The sequence below is a fragment of the Microbulbifer pacificus genome (assembly GCF_033723955.1).
Lineage (GTDB): Bacteria > Pseudomonadota > Gammaproteobacteria > Pseudomonadales > Cellvibrionaceae > Microbulbifer > Microbulbifer pacificus.
In genome coordinates, this window is sequence record NZ_CP137555.1 from 3,407,545 (window position 1) to 3,421,069 (window position 13,525).

Annotated in this window: 8 protein-coding genes; 4 read left to right on the forward strand and 4 right to left on the reverse strand. The window is 61.6% G+C overall.

Features of this window, described 5'->3' with window-relative positions; translation table 11 throughout:
- The first annotated feature begins 108 nt into the window (after positions 1-108).
- Entirely contained in the window at positions 109-3,663 is a 3,555-nt protein-coding gene (locus tag R5R33_RS14525) for a hybrid sensor histidine kinase/response regulator (protein WP_318953418.1), read from the forward strand.
- Here R5R33_RS14525 and R5R33_RS14530 read toward each other — a convergent pair.
- Together R5R33_RS14530 and acs are read right to left on the reverse strand one after the other, a co-directional pair.
- The gene (locus tag R5R33_RS14530; protein WP_318953419.1) at positions 3,656-4,381 is read right to left on the reverse strand and encodes a response regulator transcription factor; all 726 of its coding nucleotides are present in this window, start codon (positions 4,379-4,381) and stop codon (positions 3,656-3,658) included. The genes R5R33_RS14525 and R5R33_RS14530 overlap by 8 nt on opposite strands.
- Before the next feature lie 228 nt (positions 4,382-4,609).
- Positions 4,610-6,565, reverse strand: coding sequence for an acetate--CoA ligase (gene acs / locus R5R33_RS14535; protein WP_318953420.1), 1,956 nt, complete (start codon positions 6,563-6,565; stop codon positions 4,610-4,612).
- A 256-nt stretch (positions 6,566-6,821) separates the two neighbouring features.
- Between acs and R5R33_RS14540 the strand changes: the two genes are divergently transcribed.
- The 3 genes from R5R33_RS14540 to R5R33_RS14550 all read left to right on the forward strand — a co-directional run bounded on the left by R5R33_RS14540 (position 6,822) and on the right by R5R33_RS14550 (position 10,290).
- The gene (locus R5R33_RS14540) at positions 6,822-8,168 is read left to right on the forward strand and encodes a DcaP family trimeric outer membrane transporter (RefSeq protein WP_318953421.1); all 1,347 of its coding nucleotides are present in this window, start codon (positions 6,822-6,824) and stop codon (positions 8,166-8,168) included.
- 82 nt (positions 8,169-8,250) lie between these two features.
- Positions 8,251-8,586: a DUF4212 domain-containing protein gene (locus tag R5R33_RS14545; protein WP_404810368.1), complete on the forward strand. Its 336-nt coding sequence runs from the start codon at positions 8,251-8,253 to the stop codon at positions 8,584-8,586.
- A gap of 3 nt (positions 8,587-8,589) precedes the next feature.
- Positions 8,590-10,290 (forward strand): sodium:solute symporter family protein, encoded by a 1,701-nt coding sequence (locus R5R33_RS14550; protein WP_318953422.1) that lies wholly within the window; start codon positions 8,590-8,592, stop codon positions 10,288-10,290.
- A gap of 110 nt (positions 10,291-10,400) precedes the next feature.
- Here R5R33_RS14550 and R5R33_RS14555 read toward each other — a convergent pair whose 3' ends face one another.
- Both R5R33_RS14555 and R5R33_RS14560 read right to left on the reverse strand, forming a co-directional pair.
- On the reverse strand, positions 10,401-10,943 hold the full coding sequence (locus R5R33_RS14555; protein WP_318953423.1) for a GNAT family N-acetyltransferase: 543 nt from the start codon (positions 10,941-10,943) through the stop codon (positions 10,401-10,403).
- Positions 10,944-11,049: 106 nt separating this feature from the next.
- Positions 11,050-13,428 carry an autotransporter outer membrane beta-barrel domain-containing protein gene (locus R5R33_RS14560; protein ID WP_318953424.1) on the reverse strand — a complete coding sequence of 793 codons (2,379 nt, stop codon included), beginning with the start codon at positions 13,426-13,428 and terminating at the stop codon, positions 11,050-11,052.
- Positions 13,429-13,525 lie beyond the last annotated feature (97 nt).

Consider the following 13,525-nt stretch of genomic DNA (forward strand, 5'->3'; position numbering starts at 1 on the left):
AAATAGCCATGCGGCGGGGGCACCCGCCGCATTTTTGTGGGTGCAGTTTCGACCTTTCGCCAATTGCCCGCGGTCCTTGCCATCGGTTATACAGGTACACCTGACCCGGTGCGCGAGGAATTCATGATCGGCAAGTCCCTGTTGCTGTTTTTTGCCCTGCTGTATGTGGTGCTGCTATTTGTGGTCGCGTGGCGCGCGGGCCGCCACAAGCAGTGGATGCAGCATTTTCGCCCCATCATTTACGGCCTCACCCTCGCCGTGTACTGCAGCTCATGGACATTTTTCGGCGCGGTAGGGCAGTCTGTCAGCGATACCTGGAGTTATCTGCCGATCTACCTCGGGCCAATTCTGCTGTTTCTGTTCGCCGGCGGCTTCCTGCGCAAGCTGGTGCTGGTGGGCGAACGCCAGAAGGTCACCTCCATTGCCGACTTTATCGGCTCCCGCTACGGCAAAAGCCGGGGGCTTTCCGCGCTGGTGACGCTGCTCGCCATCGTCGGCAGCCTGCCGTATATCGCGCTGCAGTTGCGCGCGGTGACCATGGGCTGGGAAGTCATAGGTGGCGGCAGTGAAAGCGACAGCTTCGTTAATCTGGACACTGCGCTTGCCACCGCGCTTTTGATGGGGCTGTTTGCCATCCTGTTCGGGACCCGCCATCTGGAAGGCCGTGAGCGCAATGTGGGCGTGGTGGCGGCCATCGCCCTCGAATCCCTGGTGAAACTGTTTGCCTTTGGCGCGGTGGCGATACTGGCGCTGTGGCTGCTGGTGACCGGAGGCAGCGGGCTCGCGGTGGAAAGCCTGCAGTGGCAGCCGCGGCTGCAGTGGCTGGCACCGGATATCAACTTCGTCACCCAGACCCTGCTGGCCATGGCGGCGATCATCTGCCTGCCGCGCCAGTTCCATATGGCCGTGGTGGAATACCGCAACCCGGAAGACCTGAATACCGCGCGCTGGCTGCTGCCGGCGTACCTGGTGCTGTTCTCGGTGCTGATCCTGCCCATTTCCCTCGCCGGTCAGCCGCTGGTGGCGGCGGGCATGAGTGAACCGGACAGCCTGGTGCTGACTCTGCCGCTGCAGAGCGGCAACAGCACGCTCACCATGCTGGCGTATATCGGCGGTTTTTCCGCGGCTACCGGTATGGTGATTGTTGCCGTGCTGACGTTAGCGGTGATGGTTTCCAACGAACTGGTGGCGCCGGTGTGGCTGTATCTCAGCCGGTATACCCAACTCACCGCCGTGTCCCTCGGCAACCACCTGCGCTTGATCCGGCGGCTGAGTATCCTGCTGTTGATGTTGATGAGCTGGGGCATGCACCGGGCGATTTCCGGTACCGAGGCACTGGCGTCCATCGGCCTGCTGTCTTTTGCCGCCGCCGCGCAGCTCGCACCGGCTCTGATCGCCGCGCTCTACTGGCCCGGTGCACACCGGCGCGGGGTGTGGGCGGGGCTGATCGCGGGATACGGCCTGTGGTTTTTTTGCCTGGTGCTGCCGGCCGTGTACCCGGAGACAGCGTTACTTGGCCGCGGGTTGTTCGGTGTTGAATTCCTGCGTCCACAGCAGTTGTTTGGACTGGCGGGACTGGACCCGCTCAGCCACGGGGTCTTCTGGAGCCTGCTCGGCAACCTGACACTGCTGGTGGGCGTATCCCTCACCTGCCGGCAGGATGGCAATGACCTGCGCCAGGCCCGTGCCTTTGTAGCGCCGGAGCAGGCCGGTGAGCCGGCACCGGATCTGGTGCCCACCGGAATCCGCATGGGACAGGTACGTAGCCTGCTGCAGCCCTTTGTGGGGCCGGCAAGGCTGGAGGAAATCTGGAACGACTTCGAGCAGCGCAGCCAGCAGCGCCTGTTGCCGGATGACGCAGCCTCGCGCTTTGTGGTGGCGGATGCCGAGCGCATTCTCGCCGGAGTTGTAGGTTCCGCGGCGGCGCACCAGGTGGTGGGGCTGCTCTACAGTAATCGCCCGCTGAAACTCGAGGATATTGCGCGGCTGGTGGACAGCACGTCCCAGCGCCTGCGGTTCAGCCAGGAGCTGCTGCAGACCACGGTGGAAACCATCAGTCAGGGCATCAGCGTGGTGGATGCGGAACTCAGGCTGGTGGCCTGGAACCGCCAGTATCTGGAGCTGTTCGATTACCCCGAGCGCCTGCTGTACATCGGCTGCCCGGTGGCGTCGCTCTACCGCCACAATGCGGAGCGCGGTCTCTACGGTGACACGCACGATCCCGAAGCGCTGGAGGCCCATGTCCAGCGGCGCCTCGACCTGCTGCGTCACGGTAGTGCCCACCGCTTCGAGCGCCGCCTGCCCAATGGCGCGATCGTGGAAGTGCGCGGAACGCCCATGCCCGGTGGCGGCTTTGTCACCACCTTTACCGATATCAGCGAGTACCGCGCCGCGGTGGATGCGCTGGAGGAAACCCGTCGGAGCCTGGAAGACCGGGTGCAACAGCGCACCGCAGAGCTCTCCGACAGTAACCGCGCGCTGCAGCAGGAAAACCGCCGCCGCGCCGAAGCGGAAGTGAAAATCCGCGAGCTGCACGCCGCCAAGACCCGTTTCCTCGCCCATACCAGCCACGACCTGTTGCAACCCATTAATGCGGCGCGGCTGTTTATCGCCTCGCTGCAGAACAAGGCCGCTGCCGGCAGCTGGCGGGAGATGGGCGATGACATCCACTACATCGACAGTGCACTCACCTCCGCGGAGCAATTGATCGGCGCGCTGCGGGAAATCAGCCGGCTGGATGCGGGCAACCTGAAGCCCAAGCGGGAGCATTTCCCGCTGCGCCAGCTGCTCGACGGCCTCAACGCGGAATTCTCGGCCCTGGCCAGCGAGCGCGGCCTGGCCCTGCACTATGTACCCACGGATGCCTGGGTGATCAGCGACCGCCACCTGCTGCGGCGCATACTGCAGAACTTCCTTAGCAATGCGCTGCACTACACCGCGCGCGGCCGCGTGCTGTTGGGCGCGCGCCGACGGGTTGGTGCCGGCGGTGAGCCGCTGCTGGAAATCCAGGTGTGGGATACCGGTCCGGGCATCGACAGCAGCGCGCGCGAGCGGATATTCGACGAGTTTGTGCGCCTCGGCAGCAGCGAGCGCAGTGCCGACAAGGGCCTTGGCCTCGGCCTCGCCATTGCGCGCCGCAGTGCCGACCTGCTGGGGCACCAGCTGGGGCTTGAATCCTCACCCGGTCACGGCTCCATGTTCAGCATCCGTGTCCCGGTGGGGGAGGCGCGCGAAGCGGCACCGCAAGAGCCCGGGGTCATAGAAGTGGCGAACGTGTCGGCGGTGCCGGTGCTGTGTATCGACAACGAGCGCCAGATTCTGCGGGGCATGGACAGCCTGCTCAGTGGCTGGGGCTGCCGGGTGGTGACGGCGCTCTCGCTGGAAGAGGCGCTGGTGCGCTGGGACCTGCGCAGTCCGCCGGCACTGGTCATTGTGGATTATCATCTCGATCGCGATGCCACCGGCATCGAAGCGCTGGAAGCGCTGTGTGAGCACTGGCAGACCGAGTTACCGGGCATCGTGGTTAGCGCGGATACTTCCGAAGAAATTCGCAGCGCGGCCACCGAGCGCGGCTGGTTTTATCTGCCGAAACCGGTGAAGCCGGCGGTGCTGCGCAATCTGGTGCGGCGGCTGGCACGCACCGCGAGGAATAACGTCAGTTGACCTGGTTGGCTTTGGCTTCCGGTTTCTGCGGCGGGGCAAATTGTCCGGGCGCTTCCACATCCAGGCTGCTGAGCGCCAGCACCGCCTGGGTGCGCGAGTTGACGTCGAGCTTGCGAAACAGCGCGGTGAGGTGCGCCTTTACCGTGGCCTCGGTCACCTGCATTTCGTAGGCAATCTGCTTGTTCAGCAAACCTTCCGCCAGCATGGTGGCGACGCGGAACTGCTGTGGGGTGAGGGTGGCGATCACGTCCACCACCCCGTTATCTTCCTCGGCACCGGCGGATTCGTAGCGCTCCGCCACCGCCGGCGGCAGCCAGATTTCGCCCGCCAGGCTCTGCTGCAGCGCCTGCGCAATCTGTTCCACCGGTGCGGATTTGGGTAGGAAACCGCAGGCGCCGTAGTCGATGGCGCGGCACATGATCTCCGGCTTTTCATTGGCGGAAACCACCATCACCGGCAGTTGCGGATACTGGCCGCTCAGGAAAATCAGGCCGCTGAAACCATGGGCACCGGGCATGTGCAGGTCCAGTAACAGCAGATCGCAGTGGGGGTGTTCCGCCACGCACTGCTGCAGGCTCTGCATATCACAGGCTTCAAAGATTTCAGCGCCGGGAAATGTCTGCTGGATAGACAGGCGCAGGGCGTTGCGGAACAGCGGGTGGTCGTCCGCAATGATGAATTGCCGGGCAGATTGCCCGCTGTCGGTGTGATCGTTCATCGCTATGCATCCCTAACGCAATGGGACTTTTCGGCCGAACCTGTGCCCGGAACAGAGCACAGGAAAAAATTGTACCGGAAAGTCCCACCGATTCCCGTTGTTATTTTTTATCGGTGTCTGCCGCTGATCCTTCACACGGCCATGCATTTCATTCTGATCTACTGCACAAAATCGGGATGAGTGTACGGCAACGGCCCTCCACCGGAAAACGGTTTCGGGCCGGGTCGGTTAGACGGTGGCGGCCGCGCGGTTGGCCACCAGGTGGTCCACCACGCCGGGGTCGGCGAGGGTGGAGGTGTCGCCGAGCTGGTCGCACTCGTCCGCCGCCACCTTGCGCAGGATGCGCCGCATGATCTTGCCGGAGCGGGTCTTCGGCAGGCCCGGCGCCCACTGGATTACGTCCGGCGTGGCGATCGGGCCGATCTCTGCGCGCAGCCAGTCGCGCAGGGCTTTGCGCATATCTTCGCTGGGCTCCACACCGCTGTTCAGGGTTACGTAGACGTAGATACCCTGGCCCTTGATGTCGTGGGGATAACCCACCACCGCGGCCTCTGCCACCGCCTCGTGGGCCACCAGTGCGCTTTCCAGTTCCGCGGTACCCATACGGTGCCCGGAGACGTTCAGCACGTCGTCCACGCGGCCGGTAATCCAGTAGTAACCGTCTTCGTCGCGCCGCGCGCCGTCGCCGGTGAAATACATGTTTTCAAACGTGCTGAAATAGGTCTCGGCGAAGCGCTGGTGGTCGCCGAACACCGTGCGCATCTGCCCCGGCCAGCTGCCCAGCAGCACCAGATTGCCCTCGGTGGCGCCGTCGAGAATATGGCCCTCGTTGTCCACCAGCGCCGGTTGTACCCCGAAGAAGGGGCGGGTGGCGGAGCCGGGTTTCAGCGCGGTGGCACCGGGCAGCGGGGTAAGCATGGCGGCACCGGTTTCGGTCTGCCACCAGGTGTCCACGATGGGGCACTGGCTGCGGCCAAAGGTGCGGTAATACCACTTCCACGCCTCGGGGTTGATCGGTTCGCCGACGGTGCCCAGCAAGCGCAGGCTTTCCAGGCTGGCGCCGGCAACAGGCTTGTCGCCTTCTGCCATCAGTGCGCGAATCGCGGTGGGGGCTATGTAGAGAATATTGATCTGGTGATCGTCGATGATCTGAGCCACCCGGGTCACATCCGGGTAATGCGGTACGCCCTCGTACATCACGGTGGTGGCGCCATTGGCCAGCGGTCCGTAAAGGATGTAGCTGTGGCCGGTAATCCAGCCGATATCCGCCGCGCACCAGTAGCGTTCGCCGCGGCGGTAGTCGAAAACGTATTCGTGGGTCAGTGAGGCGTAGGTGATATAGCCACCACTGGTGTGCAGTACGCCTTTCGGTTTGCCGGTGGAGCCGGAGGTGTAGAGGATAAACAGCGGGTCCTCCGCGCCCATCACCTCCGCCGGGCAGTCGTCGCTCTGTGCCGCCACCAGTTCCGCATAGTCGCGGTCGATCGCCGGGTTCCAGTCCGTCGTGTCGTCGGTGTAGTTGAATACCACCACGTTTTCCACGGTGGTTTCCCTGCACAGCGCTACCGCCTTGTCGACGTTCTGCTTCAGCATCACCGAGCGGCCGCCGCGGCGGCCGGCGTTGGCGGTGATCAGGGTGCGGGACTGGCCGTCGTCCATACGCCCGGCGAGCGCCTCCGGCGAGAAGCCGGCAAATACCACCGAGTGCACGGCGCCGATGCGGGCGCAGGCGAGCATGGCGACCGCCGCCTCCGGCACCATCGGCATGTAGATGGTCACCACATCACCTTTGTTCACACCGAGGCTTTTCAGGCCGTTGGCAAAGCGGCAGACATCCCGGTGCAGTTCGCGGTAGCTGATCTCGCGGGAAGTGCCGGGCTCGTCACCCACCCACAGGATGGCGGTATCGTCAGCGTGTTTTTCCAGGTGGCGGTCCAGGCAGTTGGCGGCCACATTCAGCTTGCCGTCGGCGAACCAGCGGATGTGCAGGTCGTCCTTGGCAAAAGAGACATCCTTCACCTGGGTAAACGGCTCGATCCAGTCGATGCGCTGGGCCTGTTCACGCCAGAAAGCATCCGGATCCTGGATAGAGCGGTTGTACATTTCGATATAGCCGTCTTCATTCAGCAGTGAATGGGCGGCGTAGCTTGCGGGTACGGGATAAATATCTGATTTACTGGTCACGGGTCGGCCTCTCATCAGTGCAAATTCTTATGCTGTGCATTCTGGCACCGGGGCTGCGAGAGTTCGTATTAGACAAAAGTCGAAAGGCGGTGGAATAGGAGGACAGGTACTATTCCAGCGTACCAGTTAGGCACCTAGACATTGGTCGAAATCGACTGCCAATTTAGACCAATGGTTAATACCAGAGTGCTCCGTGAAGTTGTTTGCTTGGAACTGCTCACTCCAAACCCAACAAACAACGGCAAGGACAACGGCTATGTCAGTGAAAATAATAAAAAGTAAACTGGCCGGCGCGGTGGCGCTGGCAGCGATGGTGAATGGTCTGCCCGCACTGGCTGTGGCGGAGACCGAACAGATGACCGCAGCGCAGCTGCAGCAGCTCATTGCCGAGCTGCAGGCGCAGGTGGACCAACTGGCCGCAACCCAGGCTTCCAGCGATAAGCCGGTGGTGGAAAACCCGGAGCCCCCCAAAACTGCGACTTTCGGCAATACCAGTATCCAGATCGGCGGCTACGTCAAACTGGACAGCATTTTCAGTGATTACTCCGATGGCAATTCCGCAACCGCGGCTCTCGGCGAAGATTTCCTGGTGCCATCCACCATTCCCGTCGGTGGTGTGGTGGATGGAGAGGGCGGCGATGTGCACTACAACGCCCACGCCAAATCCACCCGCCTGTTTTTCAAATCCTCCACCGAGGCCGGCGCCGGCAGTGTGGACACCCATATCGAGATCGATGCCATGGCGGGCAACCAGGGCGACGAGCGCATCAGCAATTCCTATGCCCAGCGCCTGCGCCACGCCTATGTGAACTGGAAAATGGACGACAACCGCAGCCTGCTGGCAGGCCAGACCTGGTCCACCTTTTTCAATGTGGGTGCGCTGCCGGATGGCCTGGATTTCGTCGGTCCCGTGGGTACCATTTTTGAAAGGCAACCGCAGATTCGCTACACCCAGGGACTCGGCAGTGGCAGTCTCCAGCTGGCCGCGGAAAATCCGGCAACGACGCTCTACAACGGCGCCGAGAATCCCTATGACGACAACAGTCGCCCCGACCTGATTCTGCGCTACGACAACAGCATCGGGGATCTCAAATATTCTGTAGCCTCAATGAGCCGCGAGCTCGCCTACGATCGCGTGGATGGCGGCAATGAATCCGAACAGGGCTATGCCATCAGCCTGGCGGGCAAGTGGCAACTGGGGCGCGACGACCTGCGCTTTATGTACAGCTACGGCAATGCACTGGGTCGTTATCTCGGTTTGAACAGCTACCGCGGCGGCATTATCGATCCGGTAAACGGCAGTATCGACCTGATCGATCAGCACGGTGGTTTTGTGGCGTTGCGGCATTTCTGGAGCGACCGCTGGCGCAGCAATCTGGTGCTGTCCGCCACGGCGGCGGACAACCCGGATACGGTTTCCGATATGACGCCGTCGGCGTACCAGAGCCTGCAGCTCAACCTGATGTATTCACCGGTACCCAAAATGACACTGGGTGGCGAATATATTCTCGCCAGCAAGGAAGTGGAGAACGTGAGCGGATTACTGGCGGACGCTGAAGGGGAACTTCAGCGGATGCAGTTTTCCGTACAGTACATATTCTGATGTTCCGGGGGCGGGGCGCTCCCGGCACAGATAAGTGCAAGTACGATTCCGAAGATCTAACAATAAACGTGGAGCGAAGACGATGAGTTTTGAGAATAAACAGAAGGCCAGTGATTACTGGCGAGAGAACCTGAAGCTGATGTTCAGCTTGCTGGTGGTGTGGTTTGTGGTTTCCTTCGGCTGCGGTATTTTGTTGGTGGACGAGCTGAACCATATCCGTATCGGCGGCTTCAAACTCGGATTCTGGTTTGCCCAGCAGGGTGCCATCTACGTATTCCTCGCGCTGATTTTTGTCTACGTCTACAAGATGAATCAGCTGGATCGCAAATACGGCGTGTACGAGGACGATGAGTCCGCAGAGCAGGCCGATGCCGCTGCGGCACAGCCCAAAGCCCAACAACTGCAGGGAGGTCACTGAGCCATGGACGTACAGAGCCTTACTTTCCTGATTGTCGGTGGAACCTTCGTTCTCTATATCGCCATCGCGCTGTGGGCCCGAGCCGGCTCCACCAATGACTTTTACGTGGCCGGTGGCGGTGTGCACCCGGTGGCAAACGGTATGGCGACCGCGGCGGACTGGATGTCGGCGGCCTCGTTTATTTCCATGGCCGGCCTGATTTCCTTCATGGGTTACGACGGTGCCGTGTACCTGCTGGGCTGGACCGGCGGCTACGTGCTGCTGGCGCTGTGCCTCGCGCCCTACCTGCGGAAATTCGGCAAATTCACCGTGCCGGACTTTATCGGTGACCGCTACTACTCCCAGGCTGCGCGCACGGTGGCAGTGATCTGTGCCATCTTCGTGTGCTTCACCTATGTGGCGGGGCAGATGCGCGGTGTGGGTGTGGTGTTCTCCCGCTTCCTGGAAGTGGATATCACCACCGGCGTCATCATCGGCATGGGGGTGGTGTTCTTCTACGCGGTACTCGGCGGTATGAAGGGCATCACCTACACCCAGGTGGCGCAATACTGCGTGTTGATCTTTGCCTACATGGTGCCGGCGATCTTCATCTCCATCATGATGACCGGTCACGTGTTCCCGCAGCTGGGCTTTGGTGCAACCCTGTCGGACGGCACCTACTTGCTGGACAAGCTGGACGGTCTCTCCACCGAGCTCGGGTTTGCGGAGTACACCTCGGGTACCAAAAGCACCATTGATGTGTTCTTTATCACCGCCGCACTGATGGTGGGTACCGCGGGTCTGCCGCACGTGATCGTGCGCTTCTTCACCGTGCCGAAAGTGCGCGATGCACGCAAGTCCGCCGGTTGGGCGCTGCTGTTCATCGCGCTGCTGTATACCACTGCACCGGCCATCGCCACCTTCGCACGGGTGAACATGATCGACACCATCAACGGCACCGACGGCCAGGGTACGCCCCACGGGTCAGCACCCAGCTGGGTTACCAACTGGGAAGAGACGGGCCTGATCAAGTGGGAAGACAAGAACGCCGATGGCAACATGTTCTACTCCGGGGACGCGCGCAACGAGATGACCGTCGACCGCGACATCATGGTGCTGGCGAATCCGGAAATCGCCAATCTGCCGGCGTGGGTGATCGCACTGGTCGCTGCCGGTGGCGTGGCTGCGGCGCTGTCCACTTCTGCAGGACTGTTGCTGGTGATTTCGACCTCGATTTCCCACGACCTGCTGAAGCGCAACCTGATGCCGAATATCAGTGAGAAAAAGGAACTGCTCTACGCCCGTTCGGCGGCGGCGGTGGCCATCTGTATCGCCGGCTATCTCGGGATCAACCCACCGGGCTTTGTGGCGCAGGTGGTGGCGTTTGCCTTCGGGCTCGCGGCCTCGTCCTTCTTCCCGGCGATCATCATGGGGATTTTCTCCAAGCGCATGAACAAGGAAGGGGCGATCGCCGGTATGCTGTCGGGCATCCTGTTTACCGCGGCCTATATCGTGTACTTCAAGTTCATCAATCCCGCGGCCAATACCCCGGATAACTGGTGGTTCGGTGTATCGCCGGAAGGCATCGGTACCCTGGGCATGATCATCAACTTCGCCGTCGCCATCGCTGTGGCGAAAGTGACCCGCGAAGCGCCCAACGATGTACAGGAAATGGTGGAAAGTATCCGTTTCCCTCGCGGTGCCGGCCAGGCCAGCGCACACTGATAAAAGCAATGGATGTGAAAAAGCGAGCTTCGGCTCGCTTTTTTATTTTCTGCTCCGCAAAAAATGGCGGATCTTCGGGCCCGCCATGCCGGTAACAATGAGCGGGGTGATCAGCGGCAGCAGGGTGGGGTTTGGTTGCGCCCGGCATCCCATCCCATGAGGATCAGGTTATCGCTGCTGCCGGGAAGTCTGATCATTCTTTCCCGTCTGAGACCGAGTCGCTCAAGCAGTTCGATAGAGGCGCGGTTGTCCGGAGAGGCAATGGCGACAATACGGGTGAGACCGAGTTCGGATTCCCCCCAATGCATCACCGCCTGCGCCGCTTCCAGTGCATACCCCAGACCGCGGTATTGGGGCAGGAAGGCGAAACCGATATCCGCATCGTCGAGGCCGTCCCGTTTCAACAGCCCGCACTGGCCGATGGCGGTGCCGTCTTGCAACTCTACCCGATACATCCCGTATCCGCGCTCGCGGTACATGGCAATGGGGCCGCGCTGGTTATAGCCGCGGGCGTCTTCCAATGTGCGCACACCGCGGTCACCGATGTAGCGGTGGAAGTCCGGGTCGTTCAACAGTTTCAGGGTGAATTGTGCATCGTCGTCACTGTCCGTGAGTTCGCGCAGTTGCAGGCGTTCTGTGCTCAGCAGGTACATGGGGATATCCAGAAAATCAGTCGGCGTCAGAATGACAGATATTTGCACACGACAAAAGAAAACGCCCTCTTGCGAGGGCGTTTTCAGGAGGGGCTACCGAAAAAAATCAGAAGTGATAGCTGACGCTGATGGAGCCGTGCTCGGTGGTCGGGCGAGCGGTGAGGTTGGCGCTGATGGCGATGGCTTCAGCCGCCTGCCAGCGCAGGCCGAGCAGGGCGCCGGCGCCACTTTCGAACAGGCCGACGTCCTTGCTGACGTAGCTCGGCATGGCATTCATATTGCCAGCCATGGATTTGATACCCACTTCCACAGAGTCGTTTTCGGTACCGGTAGTGTCCTCGTACCACAGCTGGCCATAGACGCTGACGCTGTCCCAGTTTTTATCCGCAAACGCGCCCAAGCGCATGGTGGTGTAGCGGCGCTCCTGATCGCCAAACTGCATACCCAGAGGGTCCTGTTCGACGCCGCTGGCATCGGTATAGGTAAAGCCCGCGAGTGCATTTTCGGTATAGCCGTCCACATCTGCAGTCACCTGGCTAACACCGGCAAACGGACCGTAGTGGGTATCGCTCTTGGACATGTTGACGCCGCCCATCAGGTCGAGGGTCAGGCTATTGCCACTGGTGCTGGCTTCCAGGGTGTCATTGAACTGCCCGCCGAGGGCGATATGGCGACCGATGCGGTCGTAATCCATATCGGTAACGGTGGCGCTGGCATCCACGAAAAACTCGTTGTAATAGAAGCGGCCAAACAGGCTGTAATTGATGGCGGTGGTGTCGACGTCAGTTAGCTTGTTTTCCAGCGTTGCATCCGAGCGACTGACGGCAAAGCCGAGCTCGGTATTGCTGCGCAGCGCTACACTGGCGCCGATCAGGGCGGCAGTCTGGTCACCACTGGCACTGGCAGCGAAGCTGTTGTCGTAGTCGCTGTTGCCGAACACTCCGGTGACAAACACCCCGGTTTGCGCGGGACGATAGCGGGCGCTGGCCAGATTCTCTTCCAGTGCAGTGACATGACTGCGCGCCGCCTGCACACCCATATCCGGCAGTTGCCCGGCCACCTGCGCGGCGTTGACCACGCCGGTGTAGTAGTCGGCAAGCAGCTCTTGTGCGGCCTGGGTCGGGTGTACCGCGTCGTTGAAAATCAGTCGGTCCGCATCCGGGGCGGAACCGTTCTTGCCATAGACCGGGTGCTCGATACAGCTGCCGCTGCCGTCGTAGCAGAACTGGGTCTGTTCGATTTGCCCGTCAAAACCCAGTACCGCGGCGTTGGCGATGGACACCTGCAAGATGCCGTTCTGGTCGACCAGCAATACACCGTCGATATTCTTGGCATCGGCGATCAGCGTGCTGTTGAAAAGGTTAACCCCGGCAGTGGCCTGGGCCAGAGTGGCGTCGATGGCGGCACTCAGCTGGGCATTGGCTTGCTCCTGGGTCATCAGGCCTGCGGCCACGGCATCGGCCAACTGTGCCGCTTGCGGACTGCTGATAACCGCCTGGCTCACTGCGGCGTACATGCCCGGGGTCTTGCCGATATCGGGCACGTTGGACAGCAGGATGTAATTGGCTCCGGCATCGGCGAGTGCCTGTGCGCTGTCGGCCAGCATATTCGCCGCGATACCGACGCGAGCGCCAAACTGCTCCGCGGTGATGGCGCCGCCGAGCGAGGCGCTGAAGCCGTTCAACAGGTCATTGCCGCCGCCATTTACCCAGTACAGTGCCCTGCCGTCGGCGCGGCCACTGTTGAGTTCGAGATAGCCGAGGCCAAGGGGGTGTGGGTTACCGGTGATGCCGGAGTCGGCCACAATGGCGCCCGGCGCTGCGTCGATCTGTGCTTGCAGCCCATCGGCCTGGGCGGTCAGGGCTGCGGCAGTAGCGGTATCACCCGCGGCCTCAGCCTGTGCCGCACCGGCGCGCAGCTGGGCTACGACGGTTGGGCCCTGCAACAGCAGGCCGAGCAGGTTCAGGTCAGCATAGAGGCCGGTGCTGGTATCGCGGGTAGGGTCGGGGAGCAGCGCGCTGGCAAAGTTGTGTGCACTCACGTCAAGCGTGAGGCCGTGCTCCTGCAGATACTGCATGTAGCCTTCGGTGCCGAGAATATTCAGCAGCACATCCGCGGCGCGGTGGCCGCCGACGGCCCAGCCACCGCCCACATTCGACAGGGATGCCTGCACCTGGGCCTGGGCCGCGGCCAGCATTTCAGCCTCCGGCAGGCTCGGATCCACATCCGGCAGGCACAGGTACATCCCGGCGCAGGAGGGTGTTACCGGCCCCAGTCCCAGTTGCTGCGACAGCAGGCTGATGGCGGCCTGCTTGTCATCACCACTGGTGAAGATGCCGGCATTGCCAACGTCGGTCAGGCTGTCGCCAAAGGCGATCACCTGTGAAAACGGCGACTCATCGGCAGAGACTGTGGTGCTGGCGAAGCTGGAAGAAAGAGTGAGGCAGGCGATAGCCGCCGCGAGGCGGTGTTGCTTGATTGGCATGAAGAGTTCCTCTCAACAGCACTCCGACCTCGGATTCCGGCTGGCGGAACATCGGGTTCAGGCGCTCATCGTTATTGTTTTTTAAAAGTCGTTTTCG

Bases quoted from the DNA above. Each gene is read 5' to 3' on its own strand.
- R5R33_RS14530 (WP_318953419.1), bottom strand. From the start codon at position 4,381: ATGAACGATCACACCGACAGCGGGCAATCTGCCCGGCAATTCATCATT.
- R5R33_RS14540 (WP_318953421.1), top strand. From the start codon at position 6,822: ATGTCAGTGAAAATAATAAAAAGTAAACTGGCCGGCGCGGTGGCGCTG.
- R5R33_RS14545 (WP_404810368.1), top strand. From the start codon at position 8,251: ATGAGTTTTGAGAATAAACAGAAGGCCAGTGATTACTGGCGAGAGAAC.
- R5R33_RS14550 (WP_318953422.1), top strand. From the start codon at position 8,590: ATGGACGTACAGAGCCTTACTTTCCTGATTGTCGGTGGAACCTTCGTT.
- R5R33_RS14555 (WP_318953423.1), bottom strand. From the start codon at position 10,943: ATGTACCTGCTGAGCACAGAACGCCTGCAACTGCGCGAACTCACGGAC.
- R5R33_RS14560 (WP_318953424.1), bottom strand. From the start codon at position 13,428: ATGCCAATCAAGCAACACCGCCTCGCGGCGGCTATCGCCTGCCTCACT.